This window comes from Vibrio sp. Vb1554 (assembly GCF_033344235.1).
This window is the reverse complement of sequence record NZ_JAWPOJ010000003.1, coordinates 20,513-36,161: the sequence shown is the minus strand read 5'-3', so window position 1 is coordinate 36,161 and position 15,649 is coordinate 20,513. Positions and strand designations below refer to the sequence as shown.

The following is a 15,649-nucleotide window of genomic DNA, read 5'->3' as shown; positions in this document are numbered from 1 at the left end:
CTGAAGGAATCAGGTCCTACAACACTGGCATTCGTCAGGAGGAAACCATGTTTGCAAGTATATTTGGACAACTACAAAAAATAGGGCGGTCGTTGATGCTGCCTGTGGCGGTGTTACCAGTGGCCGGCTTGATGCTGGGTATTGGTAACGCGGGTTTTGCGTTTATTCCAGACGCGGTCAACAAAGTGATGCTCGCCGCCGGTGAAGGCGTGTTCGGCAACATGCAGTTGATGTTTGCGGTCGGCGTAGCGCTCGGGTTATCAAAAGGCAATGACGGTGCGGCTGCGCTCGCAGGCTTAGTTGGCCTAATTATTATGAACGCATCGCTCGGTATCGTGACTGGCCTGCGCGGCCTAGAAACTGACGCCACTATCATGGGCGTTGAGACGCTGCAAACCGGGGTGTTTGGCGGCATCTTTATCGGTGCGGTCGCGGCAATCATGTACAACCGCTTCTACAATATCAAGCTGCCGGAATATTTGGGCTTCTTCGCGGGTAAGCGATTTGTGCCCATTGTCACCGGTTTATCGGCGATCGTCGTTGGTGCGATTCTCGCGTTTGCATGGCCACCTGTCGGACAACTTCTTGATGCATTCTCTCATTGGGCAGCGTACCAAAACCCTGTACTTGCGTGGGCGGTTTACGGCGCGGGCGAACGTTCTTTACTCCCGGTTGGTTTGCACCACATCTGGAATGCGCCGTTCTTCTTTGAAGTCGGCAGCTATGTAGACCCAGAAACAGGCAAAGAGCTTACCGGTGAGCTCACTCGCTTCTTCGCAGGCGATAAAACCGCAGGTTATCTGTCTGGTGGCTTTATGTACTCCATGTGGGCGCTACCAGCAGCGGCATTGGCGATTTACCACTGCGCGTCTCCTGAGCGTAAGAAAATCGTCGGCGGTTTGATGATGTCTGCGGCGTTGACCTCTTGGTTAACTGGTATCACAGAGCCAATCGAATTTACCTTCCTATTCGTCGCGCCAGTGCTGTACGTAATCCATATTTTCCTAACTGGTATTGCGTTTGCGATCACTGCATTTTTGGAAATCAAACACAGTACGGACTTTGCGCACGGCGCGATCCAGTTCTTCCTTTACTACCCAATGTCGACCAACGCGTGGATGTTCATCATCATCGGTCCAATCTGGGCGACGCTGTACTACGGTTTGTTCCGCTTTCTAATTGTGAAGTTGGATCTAAAAACGCCGGGCCGTAAAACCGACATTGCAGAAGTGAAGATCGCCGGACAGCCTGATGAAATCGCGGTAGATGTAGTCGCTGCATTGGGCGGTAAAGCCAATATCAAGTCAGTCGATGCGTGTATCACTCGTCTACGTGTCTCGGTAAAAGACATTGCCAACGTTGATGTTGCTAAGCTAAAAGCACTTGGCGCGCGAGATGTATTAGTGATTGGCGACAGTTTACAAGCGATTTTCGGTACGCAGTCTGACTCAATTAAGTCAGAGGTGCACAGCGTACTCGCCACCTCCTGATCTTACCTCCCCCAATATAGGTAAGATTTGCCAACCTCCTTGTGAGGTTGGCTTTTTCGTTTTCGGAGTAAAAAAAGCGAAGCCAATAACCAGCCCTACTTCGCCGCCGCGTTGGTTAAATTGCCCAACACGCCGCTGATTTTGTTCAATACCTCGTCACAGCCTTCAATATGATGGCGCTGCTTTAAATACATAGGATCGTTGTAAGCTAACCACGTTTTACCTTCAGCATCTTCATACACCAACACTTTTTGGGGTAAATCGAGCGCCACTTCCTGCGCACAGATCATCAGTGGCGTGCCCACTTTAGGGTTCCCAAACACGATAACTTCAGTTGGTCGCAACGTCATATCGACTTTCGTGGCATTCTCTTGATGGTTAATGCGCGCAAAGACGTTCAACCCTTTTTCTTGCGCGATAGCGACAAATTTATCCGCCGTATCTTTTGCTGAATGCGTGCTCGCAACGGTTACCACACCCTCCCCAGCCAACGCACTCAATGACGTCAACGCCACGATCAACCCGATGATTACTTTTTTCATTTGTCGTCCCTTCCTCTCTCTGAGTCGAAAACTAGATATAGAAAAACCAAGTGTAGGAAAACTATAGAAGTCAGATTCCGCTATCGCGAATTGCACTCTACCCACTCAAGAGTCGACCGTGTAACACAGATTAATTGATTCAGATTAATAAAGCATTAACTAGCCGAGCATCAAAAGCGTGAAATACGTAACATTTGCAGCCTATTTTAGTAAGAAAGAGAAAAGTAGTGACACGCGATCAATTTGAGTTATTAGCACCCGGTGGTGATTTAGATTCCATCAAAGCCGCCATTGCCGCTGGCGCCGATGCAATTTACTGTGGGCTCGACCGCTTCAATGCTCGTAACCGAGCGACCAACCTCACCTTAGATAACTTAAATGGCGTGTTAACGTTGGCCCATCAGCACAGCTGTAAGATTTTCCTAACGTTGAATGTGCTGATTTTAGAAAGTGAAATTCCAGCGATTGTTCGCTTACTCAGCCAACTGAACACCACCAAAATCGATGGCGTGATCGTGCAAGATCTCGGTCTGGCCTACATTCTCAAACATCACTTTCCCGATTTGGATGTGCACGCTTCAACGCAACTAAACACGCATAACGAAGGCCAGATCCTCTTTCTCAACCAGCTCACCGTAAGCCGAGTAAACTTATCTCGCGAACTTAACATCGATGAAATAAAACATCTGGCGCAATTTGGTCGCGAGCACAACGTAATGATGGAAGTGTTTGTCCACGGCTCATACTGCATCGGATTCTCCGGAATTTGCTACATAAGTTCCGCTCGCAATGGTGCATCAGGTAACCGTGGACGCTGCAGCCAACCTTGTCGCGAACAGTACGAAACGACCAAAACGGGCAACAACTACCCACTCAATATGAAAGACAACTCCGCCTTTGGGGACTTGAAAGCGCTTGCCGATGCTGGCGTGTATTCATTAAAAGTGGAAGGACGAATCAAGAAATCGCACTACGTCTATACCGTGGTCGATAATTGGCGTCAGCAAATCGATCGCTTGTGCGAGGGTTTGGAACTCTCTGAAGACACCACCGAGTTGTACACGGTGTTCAACCGCGATTTCTCCAACGCATTTTTGCAAGGTGATTTCGGCAAGGCGATGTACATCGACAACCCGCGCGACCACGCTGTAAAGCATTTTTCGAAGGTTTATCAATGCCAGTCTGCTGATGATGTGCAAGCGGTGAAAAAGAAACTCTACGACGACAAAACCGCGATCATTGAGAAAGTGGCAGAGCAAACTAAGTCGTTCGATGTCACTTCGACACAAGTATCCGGCAGCAGCTTGAAAGGGTCGATTGATGTGCCAACTCTGCCAGCGTTACCTCAACCAGAACCTCGCCAAGGAGCGCCAAAACTATCGGTTCTGATCTCGTCAGCACAAGAAGCCATGCTGTGCGAATACCACGACATTGATGTTTACTATCAATTGCCAATGGGATTGTCTGGTGAACTGAGCGCGATGATTGAATTGTTCCAAGCCAACCCAATGCTCAAACCTTGGTTCCCTGCCATTTTGATTGGCGAAGACTACCAAGCCGCGCGCGTATTTTTGGAAACCATCCAACCTGAGTTGTCGATCACCAACAACTCAGGCGTCAGCATGATCGCAAAAGAGCTCGGCTTAGGCTGGGTGGCAGGCCCACAAATGAACACGGTGAACTCATACGCGTTTAAATGCCTTCAAGACGAGTTCGCGGCAAGTGGCGCGTTTGTTTCTAACGAGCTGAATATGAAGCAGATGCGCCATATCAAGCGTCCGAAAAACATGCGCAGCTTCTACAGCATTTATCATCCAAATACCCTACTCACGAGCCGCCAATGTTTGTTCCAACAAACCGAAGGATGCCGTAAGGTGAAGGTCAACAAAGGTTGTTTGAAACGCTGTGATAAACGCACGTCTATCATCAACTTAAAAGACAATCCTTACGTGGTGCAAAAACAGAAAGGCAGCCACAATTCAATCTACAGCGAGCACAACGTCTTAAACCTGCAAGTGCTGCACGATCTGCCGCAGTTGTTTACCGATGTGTTGATCGATCTGCGTGATATCCAGACCGAAACGAAAGTCTCAGCAAGCAAACCTGAGTTGATTGACGCGTTCTTAGCTCTACTTGAAGATCACAGTGAACAAGCCGTCCAAACGCTGAATGCCATGATTCAACCAACAGCCAACGCGCAGTATTTGAAGGGGTTGTAGGAGTTACTTGAAAGTTAAACAACGCATCGACTCTCAACATATCTTGAACACACACAGTGCACTGACTACAATAGCGCACTTTTTACGGAATTTAGGTCACACAAAATGACAGACACAGCTAAACCAGCTCTACCAGATCGCCTAGCGGGTAACCCACGTAGCCCATTCTTCATCAAAGAATGCTTCGAGCACCAAATCGGTATTCGTATCAACGGCCAAGAGCGTACTGACGTAGAAGAATACTGCATCAGCGAAGGTTGGGTAAAAATTGCTTCTCCTAAAGCAAAAGACCGTTTCGGTAACCCAATGCTAATCAAGCTTAAAGGCGAAGTTGAAGCGTACTACGTGTAAGCTGACCACGCTGAATGTATTTGAAAGCTCGAGTTTGACTCGGGCTTTTTTAATGCCTGTCATATCCCTTCCTCATTTAATCTCTTCCCTCTTCTTTTCAGTACAAGTTATTAAGAAATCGATGTAAATCGCTGTTTTTATCTGATTGTTGTCTAAAGTTTCTAAAGAACGAACTGCAATAGCGATTGCCAAAAGAAACGACACCTTTTTAATACAGGGAGAGGAAATGGAAAGCCCACTTGTCACACTCAAACACGCCAGCAAAAGCTTTGTTGATGGTAAAGAGACACATCGCGTGTTGGAAGGCGTCGACTTCACGTTGAACACAGGAGCGAGTGTTGCGCTGACAGGCGCAAGTGGCAGCGGCAAAAGTACTTTACTCAATGTCATCGCTGGCTTTGAGCCACTTTCCGACGGCGAGTTGTGGTTAGATGGTGATAACACAGCGGCTTGGAAAGACCCACAATGGAGCCGATTTCGACACCAAAAACTCGGTGTTATCTTCCAGCAATTCAACCTATTAACGCCACTCAACGTGCAGCAAAACATCGCCTTCCCTCTGCATTTGAATCAACAGAAATGGAACGACTGGTGCGATTATTTGGTCGAGACTCTGAGCATCAGCCAACTGCTCGATAGACATGTTTCTGCCCTTTCCGGTGGTCAACAACAACGAGTCGCTATTGCGCGCGCCTTAGCACACAAACCTAAACTGCTACTTGCTGATGAACCCACAGGTAACCTCGACCAAAAAGCGGGGTTAGAAGTGATGAAGCTACTCAGTGAAATCACCACCCAAGGCAATACGGCAGTGCTGTTAGTCACCCACAGCCCTGAATGCGCTGAGTTTATGAAAACACGGCTGCGATTGGATAACAGTCAGCTACAGAACAGCCATCAAGTAAACAAACATGAGCTTCACCATGAAGCAAACTAAGCCATCAAACAACAGATTCACTCATACTCGACTCGCCCTGAATCTGTTTGCAGCGCACTATCGGCAGGCGCCACTGCAAGCCGCCGCGATTCTGATCGGTATCGTGTTGGCTGTGACCTTATTCGTTGCGGTGCAAGCCATCAACCTCAATGCCAAACGAAGTTATGCGGAATCTACCGAGCAGCTTAGCGCACAAGCTCAGAACTTAATTATTCCACCAGCAGGGCAAAACTATCTGCCCGAGTCTCTTTATTTCACCCTTAGACAAAACGGGCTCAGTGCAGCACTACCTGTAATCGAAGGGCGAGTGAGAGACGAACAAGGGCGTCGCTGGTCAGTGCAAGGTAGTGAGTTGATTGCCGCAATTTCCTCACGTTCGCGCTATTCGTCAGAAAACCAACAAAACGTGTCTTTGTTCGACAGTGCTTTACCTTTACCTGAGCTTTTGGCCGGTAAGCCGATCGTGATGATGAGCCAATCTCAACATCAAAACTTAGGGGAAGTAGAAACCCTAACTCTGGATGACATTCCAACCCAAGTGGTGGTGCTACCAGACGAATGGCAGTTAGGTAGCCGAATGTTGATGGACATTGGCTTTGCCCAGCAACTGCTCAATAAACAAGGGCAGCTCAGTTACATTGCAGTTTTCCATTCGGGTGATAAAGGGGATAAAGACACGCAGGCAAATTGGCAGAAGCTGATTAGCGATCAAGGGCAATGGATTTCCAATAACCAAAGTACAGACCTTGGTTCGCTGACCGACAGCTTTCACCTCAACCTCACCGCAATGAGCTTACTCGCGTTTTTAGTCGGGCTGTTCATCGCTTACAACGGCGTAAAGTACAGCTTGCTGAAACGCAATCGGCTGTTAGTGCAAATTCAACAAGCGGGTGTTGCGCCGAGCATTGTGTTCTCTGCGCTGTTAGTTGAACTCACTATTCTCGTTACCATCGGTGCTTCCCTCGGTTTTGTCTTGGGCATGCAGCTTAGCCATTGGTTGCACCCGACCGTGGCGCTGACATTAGAACAACTTTATGGCGCGACACTGCTGCCCGGCACTTGGCAGTGGCAATGGTGGGCGCAAGCCCTGCTGCTCACGTTAGCCGCCACCCTGTTGGCGTGTTGGCAGCACTTTAAACAGCGAGTGCGCCAGCCGCTCTCCTCTCATGGCGGATTTTATCAAGCACCTGAAGCTTCTAACGAAAACCAATTGTTCGTGATAGGTGCTGCGTTGACGACTCTCGCACTCGCAGGGTTATGGCTGAGTGAGCATCACCGCTTCACCATGGCGTGGCTCGGCGTGCTTGTGGTGTCGATTCCTTTGTACCTACCCAAAACACTCAGCGTGTTAGCCAATTGGTGTGAAAAGCGCACCAATTCCGGTTTGATGCAGTATCTGTTTGCTGAGCTGCGCGAGCTGATTTCTCCGCTTTCTCTCGCCATGATGGCGCTGCTACTCGCCGTTACTGCCAATATGGGGATGAACACGCTAGTTGGCAGCTTTGAATCCACCCTAAAACAGTGGTTAGAACAAAGGCTACACGCCGACATTTACGTCAGCCCTGCCCAAGGAGAAATCGCTGATGTAGAGCGAACATTAGGGCAGTTCGACAAGGTTGAGACCGTCTACAAGCAATACTACGTCGACGATAATCTGCAAGGCTTACCGATTTTGCTTGGCACCAAAGACAAAGACACCTTAGAGCAAACCATGGTGTTCAAATCGCATTTGGAGAACTTCTGGCCGCGCTTTTACCAAGGTGAGTTAGTCGCTATCAGTGAGCCAACCGCGGTCAAACTGGGTTTATCACTGGGTAGCGAGCTCACGCTTGATGCCGTTCCAAATAAGAACCTACTTGTGGGCGCGGTATTCCATGATTACGGCTCACCCAACGGTGAAGTCTTATTAGCACCAAAGTTATGGCAAGAGAGCGGGTTTACCGACCTGCCAACAAGCCTCGGCATTAAAGTCTCGGGTGACCCACAAATCGTCTACGAGCAACTGCGCGAGCAATTGAATCTGCATCCAAGTCAGCTCTACGATCAGGCGCAAATCAAATCCATCGCGTTGGATATATTCTCGCAGACCTTCGCCATTACGCGTGCGCTCAACGGCGTGACGTTGATGGTCGCGGTGATTGGCTTGTTCAGTGCTTGTTTTATGTTGCTCGACGCGCGCAAAGCCGCCATTGCAAGGCTGTACGCACTTGGTGTTAGTCGTCGCAAATTAATGACCATGGTGGTCGGACAGATCGTTGCTTTGGTCAGTTTTACTCTGGTTATCGCCCTGCCCCTCGGAGCCATGGTGGGTTATGTGCTGACAGACATCGTCACCCTACGCGCTTTTGGTTGGAGCTTAAATTATCTGTGGAATTGGAGTGATGCGCTGAGCATTGCGGCAATCACCATCTTGGTGGCAGTGATCGCAACCTTGATTCCACTGTGGCGATTGGTCAGCAAGCCTGTCGTGTCCAGTTTGCAAAGCGAGGTGTTGTGATGGTTCGATTGGCAAGCAAACTTACTCTACTTATAAGCAGCTTATTCCTGTTCGGTTGTGAAGACCCCCAACAAAAAAATATGGGCACGTTGCTGGGAAGCGGAGATACGCAAAGCGAGAGCAACCTATTCACTCCCGTAGAAAAAGGGATTGAACTCACCTTCCCAGCAGACCATCAAGCGCACCCAAACTTTCGTCATGAATGGTGGTACTTAACCGCTAACGTAATTGATGAAGATGGCAACCCACTTGGCGTTCAATGGACACAATTTCGCTTTGCTGCTGCGCCGCCAACGGACGAAGATGACGTGAAGAAAACCGAGTGGCAAGCTCAACAAATCTACATGGCGCACAGCGCAGTCACGACCGCGGACAAACACTACGCCGATGAAAAATGGTCGCGCGATCAAACATCCCTCGCTGGCGTCGACACTTCACCATTTCGAGTTTATCTCGATGATTGGCAGTGGACCTCTTCAACCAACGACCTCTTCCCTGCCACATTGAAGGCGAACTCCGAACAGTTTGGCTATGCGCTGACCCTTACCAGCAGCGCACCTTATCAAAAGCAAGGCGAGCAAGGGTACAGCACCAAAAGTGCCGATGGTCAGGTGGCTTCGTATTATTACAGCCAACCGTTTATTGAAGTCTCCGGTGAGGTCACTATCGACGGAGAAACCCATCAAGTATCCGGCAAAGGTTGGATAGATCGAGAGTGGAGCTCGCAATTCTTACTCGACTCACAACAAGGCTGGGACTGGTTTGCCTTAAGGTTGAGTGACGAGACCAGTTTGGTGGTGTTCCAATTGCGGGATTCTAAAACCGGAGCAGCCGGTTACTCCAGCGCAAGGCTGATGCAGCAAGATGGCTCTGGTATCGCTATCCCACAAAAAGACATTCAGTTAAAGGCGACCAAGCAAACAGAAATCCAAGGGCGAAAGTATCCAACCCAGTGGCAAGTGTCGATTCCTAACCAGCAAATCGAGCTTACGGTTTCGGCACTCAACCCGAGCGCGAAAATGCCACTTTCGGTGCCTTACTGGGAAGGTCCAGTGCGAATTAAGGGCTCTCATTCTGGGACTGGTTATATGGAACTAACGGGGTATTGAAAAGTTGAATGATTACCCCAATTATTCAGCTAGTACAAACACAGGTAACCGAGTGATACACTGCACCTCAGTGTCATCCAATGAATGATTAAAAGGAAATGCGATGAACCCGATTATTGCGCTGCTAAAAGAGAACAACATCAGCGATGAGCAAATCAACGAGATTTTTCAGACTCTGACGCAAAACCCTCTAGCGGCAATGGCAACAATCAGCCAACTAGGTTTGCCACAAGACAAGCTACAAATGCTGATGGCGCAAGTGATGCAAAACCCTGCGCTAATTAAAGAAGCCGTAGACGAGTTGGGATTGGATTTCTCAAAGGTTGAAGAAGCAAAAGAGAAGCTTCAAAGCCAAAACCAAGGCAACTAAGTCTTAGCCATTTAGCGCTGAATATAGAAAAGGCCGTTACCCCGAACATGTGGGTTAACAGCCTTTTTTGTTAGCTAATTATTAGCGATTTAAAGACGCGAATTGTTCTGCGGTCATACCGTAGTAGAGCTTGTCGTCAAAACCTTGCTCTAGTTTGTAGTAGTCTTTCTGACGGCCTTCTTGAGTAAAACCATTTTTCTCTAACGTCTTGTAAGAGCCAACATTAGAAGCGTAGCAATCGGCACTGACTTTATGAGCGTTTAGCTCAGTAAATCCAATCTCGGTCATCATTTGGCAAGCGCGAGTCGCAACGCCTTTACCCCATGCACAAGTTGGTAATTGATAACCTACTTCGTAGTTGCCAGTTAAGAACATCACTGCGGTCACTGCACACATTCCCATGTACTGACCTTGTTGGCCACGAATCACGAACGTTGGACTGTCTGGCCAAACACCTTCTTTGATCGCTTGTGCCGTATTTTCAATAATAGGGCCAAAGAAACCCTCATATAGGCTGTTGTCAGCAGGTGCGAAGAACAGATACTGATTGACCTTATCGTCGTTCAACATCTCGATAATATCTTGTAAATCAGAGCCTTGAATCAGTTGGATAGTCAACGATTCATTAAATGGGATGGCTTCGCCTTGTTTTAGTTTTTGATATGACATGTGTTACCTCGTTATCTGCTGAAGATAGTAGCCCAGCGGATAAGAGAAAAATTGGATTTTTGCGACAACTTTCGGGCTGATTAGCAATGTATTACGACTCAAAATCGCCATAGATATCGATGGTTAAGTCGCGCTTTTTCAAGTATTTGCTTGGCGTTTTTCTTAGCTGCTGTTTGAGGGTACGAATCAAATGCGATTGGTCACTGAAACCAAATTGTTGTGAGAAACTCGCCCAATCAATCGCTTCTTGTTGCTTGTAGAGAGTCAAAATCATCTGCTCCAGACGCGCCATTTGTTGATACTGCTTAACGCTCAACCCCACCACTTGTTTGAAACTGCGCTCAAGCGTTCTGCGAGAACAGGCGCACTGTTTGGCTATCTCATCAATATCCATCGCTAACTCAGGTGAACGTAGCGCTTGAGCGTCCATCACGGATACCGCTTTTTTCGATGCCAAAAACGGTTTGGTACGGCAAGGTTCGATATCTAACGCATCTAAATGTCGCTTGATATATTCCAGCAAACATTGCGGTGAATCTTGCAACTCTAGCTGCCATAACCCTTGTTGAAAGCGCACATCAAACGCCGCGTTAAGCCAATCAAACCATTCGCATTGGTTAATTGCAGCTACTTGGGATGCATCACTAAACCGTGATTCAATGGCATAAAAACCCTCTGGGCGAAAGGTGATACCAATACGCTTGATGGGAGCCGTATCTTCCAACAACAGTAAATGTTCGTTAGCCATTAACAAGTGGCAGCCTTTGCCAGCAAGCTTTGTGTGTCCCGTGTCGTAGCTGTAGCCTTGCTCTGGTGGCGTAAAGAGTAAATGAGCACGCGGGTTTGGGATAAGGTGCGGCTTGGGGTCAATGACTTCACCCTCTGGCACTTCCAAGTACCAAACTTGATGAATGAGCCATTCGTACTCTGACAGAGACTGTTTCCAAGCTATCATGATTGTCCTAGTGGTTAGTAAAGATAATGAGCGCAACGTATTTGCTTAAACATCTGCTCGTTGAGTGTGACTGATTGACGCGCATCTCGCCACGCATTTCTCACCCTGATCCCTTGCAAGCTTGTTGGATTGCGGTAGGCTTTGAGCAGAGAATACAAGCTGAAAAGAACAAGGAAATACCACGATGCGCGTCGACTACCACCAACGACTGGTTCCTGTGATTCGTTATTTAGAACAACACTTTAATGAGCCACTCAACCTGCCAGAAGTGGCCGCGCTGGCGAACCTTTCCCCTTATCACTTTCATCGCACCTTCAAAGCCGTGCAAGGCGAAACACTGGCCGACTTCATTCGACGTTTACGTCTAGAAGCCGCCGCCGATGACTTGTTCAAATCCAAGCAACCGGTATTGAACATTGCCCTAGAGTACGGATTTTCTAGTTCACAGAGCTTAGCCAAAGCCTTCAAACAACATTATGGCGTTACACCTACGGCCTTTCGTGACTGTGAGAACTACCAGCAGTTTTCTGAATTAGCACGAAACAGCAAGATTGGACACACGTTGCGCAAGAATGGAAACGAAGTAACACCAAGCGATTCATATACTGGCTCTGAACTCACCAAATGGAGCATGACAATGGAAACGCAAAACTTTGAAAAAGCAAAACTGGCTTACATTCGTGTAAACGGCCCTTACGGCCAAGGCTATGAAGAGCCGTCAGGTCGCCTGTATCAATGGGCAGGAATGAAAGGTTTGGCGGGCAATACCTGCATCTTCATCTACCATGACAATCCTGAAATCACGCCAGACGAGAAGTGTCGCACTGATATCTGCTTGATGGTGCCAGAAGACACCGAAGTTCCGAAAGGCATTGAGCTGCAAGACTTTCCTGGAGGTCAGTATGCAGTGATGCGCCAGCACATTACTGACCCGAGTCAATACTCAAAAGCATGGGATGATGTCATGAGCAAAGTGATTGAATCCGGTATTGAGAACGACGACCGCCCTTGCTTTGAGCTTTACCACAGCTTCGACCCACAAACGCATCATGCAGACGTTAGCTTCTGCACTGCCATCAAATAAACCAAAAGCCTGCATCGTTGCAGGCTTTGTCATTTCTTACTCTGGTTGCTTAAATCCGTTCTTCCAAACGCTGTTTATCTTTTAATCCAATTACTTAGAACACGACGAATACCTCAATATTTTCGTGATCCTACTTCGCGTTTTGACCACGCGCGCTCATTCGCTCGGCTGAGTTGGGATTCATTTCACAGATTATTCATGAAGCGAACCTAGACTGAAAAAATTCCATCGACCCCGTTCGACCTACAACGCTAGGCACAATAAAAACTAGGTACTACAGCACCTCTAGGACATTCCATGAAGAAGAACTTACTTGCCATTGCTCTTGGTAGCGTAATTGCGCTGACTGCTGCCCCATACTCTATCGCGGCTAACGATGCTGCCGTCCAATCTTCCGCCGACTACTCACAGATCGTCACCAAACGTCAGGTTGTCGACCAACTGCTGAATGACGCGTTACAAGCATTCAAATCCCCTGCGCGTATCTCGCATGCAGGTTTTACCGCCAAAATGCCGAGCAACATGGAGATTGTTACCGACCGCTTACTAGAAGCCTACAAACTTGAGCCGTACCGCACTGACCTACTGATTTCTGCGGCAAACGCGCAGATCTACAACAAGAATGCAGACCGCGCGATTGAACTGTTTGAACAAGCTCTTTCTGTCGCGCCAGACGATGTGGATTTGCACGCTTACTTAGCGGTATGGCAACGCTTTGAGGGCAACCAAGCGGAATCAGCAAAACACATGGCGACGCTCACTAAACTCAATGCAGGTAAAGCGGCAGATATCCAACGCATCTTCGACACCGTAGACCGCGTACTTGCAACGCCACTAAAAGAGAAAGCCGATAAAGGCAAACTGGATGACAAAGGCGCAATCGTCACATTGGGATACGCACTGAACCCAGATGGTTCAATGCATCAAATCTTGGTTGAGCGTTTGGAAACCACGCTAGCCATGGCAAAAGCAAACCCAGACGCGTTGATCGTATTGACGGGTGGTGTACCGAAGAACCACAAAACCGAAGGCAAGTTAATGGCGGATTGGCTGATTGAAAAAGGCATCAGCAAAGATCGCATCATTGAAGAAAACTACGCCACCAGCACGGTAGGTAACGCCCTATTCAGCAGCTACGCATTGGCACGTCATAACATCAAGCACGCGACCATCATCAGCTCAGCGAGCCACGTACGTCGTGGTCAAACCTTGTTTGAAATCGCAAGCTGGCAAACTGGCCCACAAGGCATCACTTTCGACACTGTGAGCTACCCAGACAAGCCACTTAAAGACTTAGCCAAAGCCAGCGATAGCGAACTGCTTGGTATCTACCGCGATGCACTGCGTACATACGGCATGTGGAGCTACCGCTCTTACCCGCTAGAGTCGCGTTAAGTATTCTCGACTCATACCAATCAAAAAAGCCTGCGTACTTGCAGGCTTTCTTGTCTTTGTGCAGTGATAAGAACCGCTTAAATTGCTTCGCCGTTTACCGTTACTGCGACATCAATGTTGCCACGAACTGCGTTTGAATATGGGCAAACTTGGTGTGCGATGCGCGTTAGCTCTAATGCTTGTTCTTGTGGCATATCTAGCTCTACCGCTAGGCTCACTGTCAGTGCAAAGCCGCCGTTATCGTTAGGACCGATGCCCACTTGCGCTGTTACGGGTGCACTTTTCAGGTCTACTTTACCTTCACGCGCTACGTGCAGAATCGCGTTAGAAAAACATGCTGAATAGCCCGCTGCAAAAAGCTGTTCTGGGTTAGTTGCTGCGCCTGTGCCGCCCATTTCCTTCGGGTATGACAGCTCTAGGTCGAGAAGACCGTCATCAGTTTTTACTTGACCATTACGACCAGCCAAAGCGGTAGCTTGAGTTTTGTATAGAGTAGTCATGCGAGTGTCCTTCTTAATTTAAGTTGCGCACAATTTAATTGCTTACAATCTTATATCGAAGTGAAGATAGTTTGCAACTATATTGTGCACAATTTATTTTATAACTCTCTTTCTCTGTAAGCAGGTAGGCAACACCAATGAGCCAGTGTTACACCGACAACACCATGACCGACGACGATAAACTCTTACTCGAAAACCAAGTTTGCTTCCCGCTCTACAGCGCAGCAAATGCAGTGATCCGAGCTTACCGCCCGTTGCTGGACGAGCTTGATCTGACTTATTCGCAGTACTTAGTGATGATGGTGCTGTGGGAAAAAGACGGTGCCAGCGTAAAAGAATTGGGGTCTCAACTGCATTTGGACTCAGGCACACTCACGCCGCTACTTAAACGCTTAGAAGCAAAAGGTTATGTAGAGCGTGGGCGCCGTGAAACCGATGAACGCGTTCGCGTACTCAACCTAACAGAACAAGGTCGTGACCTTAAAGAACAAGCCAAGTCAGTGCCAAACGCCATGATGTGTAAAATCACCTTAGAGCTAGATGAAATGATCATGCTGAAGAAGTTGTGTGGCAAAGTGCTCGACAATCTGAGCTAACAAGATAGAAGCATCCGCTTCACCACTTCCTATTAGAAAGAGCCTGCCGAGATGCAGGCTCTTTCGATCTTAGCGAGAAGATCTACTCAAAGTAATCATCGGTATTCTCTATTGCTAATCTGCGTTCATCTTCAATAAAACCTATCAAAGCAAACTCACTTACATCGGATTTCCCTATCAAGTGAAATAGGAAATGGCTATCAATAGGATAGTTACAAGCGATTTTCCTTAAACACACTCCGATGAGAATATACTTTCCGAAAGCAACAACAGCTCAGCTTAAAACATTCAAAGGAAAGTAAATTATGATTAATACTCAAATCAAACCATTTGCAGCTACAGCGTACAAAAACGGCGAATTCGTTGAAGTAACAGAACAAGACGTTCTAGGTAAATGGGCAGTATTCTTCTTCTACCCAGCAGACTTTACGTTTGTATGTCCAACAGAACTGGGCGACCTAGCAGACCACTACGAAGAGCTACAAAAACGTGGCGTAGAAGTTTACTCAGTATCAACTGACACACACTTCACTCACAAAGCATGGCACGACAGCTCAGACACAATCGGTAAGATTCAGTACTACATGCTTGGCGACCAAACAGGCAACATCACAAACAACTTCGGTGTGATGCGTGAAGGTCAAGGTCTTGCAGACCGCGCTACGTTCCTAATCGACCCAGAAGGTACTATCCAAGCAATGGAAATCACTGCTGAAGGTATCGGTCGTGACGCAGAAGACCTACTACGCAAAGTGAAAGCAGCTCAATACGTAGCAGCACACCCAGGCGAAGTTTGCCCAGCTAAATGGAAAGAAGGTGAAGAGACACTAGCTCCATCACTAGACCTAGTTGGCAAAATCTAAGCCACTGAAATTTAAGTTCTAATCAGTTCCCGATTTCCTTTTTCTGATTAGAACTGAATTAGAGAGCACTTC

The 15,649-nt window shown here is 47.8% G+C and carries 15 protein-coding genes; 11 read left to right on the top strand and 4 right to left on the bottom strand.

Annotated elements, in window-relative coordinates:
• Positions 1-47 precede the first annotated feature (47 nt).
• Positions 48-1,490, top strand: a complete 1,443-nt coding sequence (gene ptsG, locus R8N28_RS03745; protein ID WP_082240198.1) for a glucose-specific PTS transporter subunit IIBC — start codon at positions 48-50, stop codon at positions 1,488-1,490.
• Positions 1,491-1,585: 95 nt separating this feature from the next.
• Here ptsG and R8N28_RS03740 read toward each other — a convergent pair whose 3' ends face one another.
• Positions 1,586-2,032 (bottom strand): DUF302 domain-containing protein, encoded by a 447-nt coding sequence (locus tag R8N28_RS03740; protein WP_318183321.1) that lies wholly within the window; start codon positions 2,030-2,032, stop codon positions 1,586-1,588.
• A gap of 227 nt (positions 2,033-2,259) precedes the next feature.
• On the opposite strand from R8N28_RS03740, the gene R8N28_RS03735 reads away from it, so the two are divergent.
• The 6 genes from R8N28_RS03735 (at position 2,260) to R8N28_RS03710 (ending at position 9,515) form a co-directional block, all read left to right on the top strand.
• A complete protein-coding gene (locus R8N28_RS03735) occupies positions 2,260-4,251 on the top strand; it encodes a U32 family peptidase (RefSeq protein ID WP_065275542.1) in 1,992 nt (663 codons plus the stop codon).
• Between the two features lie 105 nt (positions 4,252-4,356).
• A complete protein-coding gene (locus tag R8N28_RS03730) occupies positions 4,357-4,602 on the top strand; it encodes a DUF3297 family protein (protein ID WP_005374689.1) in 246 nt (81 codons plus the stop codon).
• A gap of 226 nt (positions 4,603-4,828) precedes the next feature.
• The gene (locus R8N28_RS03725; RefSeq protein WP_064355001.1) at positions 4,829-5,539 is read left to right on the top strand and encodes an ABC transporter ATP-binding protein; all 711 of its coding nucleotides are present in this window, start codon (positions 4,829-4,831) and stop codon (positions 5,537-5,539) included.
• Positions 5,526-8,036 (top strand): ABC transporter permease, encoded by a 2,511-nt coding sequence (locus tag R8N28_RS03720; protein ID WP_064355002.1) that lies wholly within the window; start codon positions 5,526-5,528, stop codon positions 8,034-8,036. The genes R8N28_RS03725 and R8N28_RS03720 overlap by 14 nt, the downstream gene beginning before the upstream one ends.
• On the top strand, positions 8,036-9,145 hold the full coding sequence (locus tag R8N28_RS03715) for a lipocalin-like domain-containing protein (RefSeq protein WP_065275543.1): 1,110 nt from the start codon (positions 8,036-8,038) through the stop codon (positions 9,143-9,145). The genes R8N28_RS03720 and R8N28_RS03715 overlap by 1 nt, the downstream gene beginning before the upstream one ends.
• Positions 9,146-9,248: 103 nt before the next feature.
• On the top strand, positions 9,249-9,515 hold the full coding sequence (locus R8N28_RS03710; RefSeq protein ID WP_004746427.1) for a DUF2999 family protein: 267 nt from the start codon (positions 9,249-9,251) through the stop codon (positions 9,513-9,515).
• An 81-nt stretch (positions 9,516-9,596) separates the two neighbouring features.
• On the opposite strand, the gene R8N28_RS03705 is transcribed toward R8N28_RS03710, so the two are convergent.
• Positions 9,597-10,184: a GNAT family N-acetyltransferase gene (locus R8N28_RS03705; protein ID WP_065275544.1), complete on the bottom strand. Its 588-nt coding sequence runs from the start codon at positions 10,182-10,184 to the stop codon at positions 9,597-9,599.
• Between the two features lie 91 nt (positions 10,185-10,275).
• Entirely contained in the window at positions 10,276-11,139 is an 864-nt protein-coding gene (locus R8N28_RS03700) for a helix-turn-helix domain-containing protein (protein WP_065275545.1), read from the bottom strand.
• A 184-nt stretch (positions 11,140-11,323) separates the two neighbouring features.
• On the opposite strand from R8N28_RS03700, the gene R8N28_RS03695 reads away from it, so the two are divergent.
• Both R8N28_RS03695 and R8N28_RS03690 read left to right on the top strand, forming a co-directional pair.
• A complete protein-coding gene (locus R8N28_RS03695) occupies positions 11,324-12,223 on the top strand; it encodes an AraC family transcriptional regulator (protein ID WP_009706616.1) in 900 nt (299 codons plus the stop codon).
• Positions 12,224-12,520: 297 nt separating this feature from the next.
• The gene (locus tag R8N28_RS03690; RefSeq protein WP_065275546.1) at positions 12,521-13,618 is read left to right on the top strand and encodes a YdcF family protein; all 1,098 of its coding nucleotides are present in this window, start codon (positions 12,521-12,523) and stop codon (positions 13,616-13,618) included.
• 77 nt (positions 13,619-13,695) lie between these two features.
• On the opposite strand, the gene R8N28_RS03685 is transcribed toward R8N28_RS03690, so the two are convergent.
• The gene (locus R8N28_RS03685; protein WP_041059168.1) at positions 13,696-14,118 is read right to left on the bottom strand and encodes an organic hydroperoxide resistance protein; all 423 of its coding nucleotides are present in this window, start codon (positions 14,116-14,118) and stop codon (positions 13,696-13,698) included.
• 137 nt (positions 14,119-14,255) lie between these two features.
• Here R8N28_RS03685 and R8N28_RS03680 point away from each other — a divergent pair, with 137 nt between their 5' ends.
• Together R8N28_RS03680 and ahpC are read left to right on the top strand one after the other, a co-directional pair.
• Positions 14,256-14,714 (top strand): MarR family winged helix-turn-helix transcriptional regulator, encoded by a 459-nt coding sequence (locus R8N28_RS03680; protein WP_065275547.1) that lies wholly within the window; start codon positions 14,256-14,258, stop codon positions 14,712-14,714.
• A 305-nt stretch (positions 14,715-15,019) separates the two neighbouring features.
• Positions 15,020-15,577: an alkyl hydroperoxide reductase subunit C gene (gene ahpC / locus R8N28_RS03675; RefSeq protein WP_005374632.1), complete on the top strand. Its 558-nt coding sequence runs from the start codon at positions 15,020-15,022 to the stop codon at positions 15,575-15,577.
• Positions 15,578-15,649: the final 72 nt, after the last annotated feature.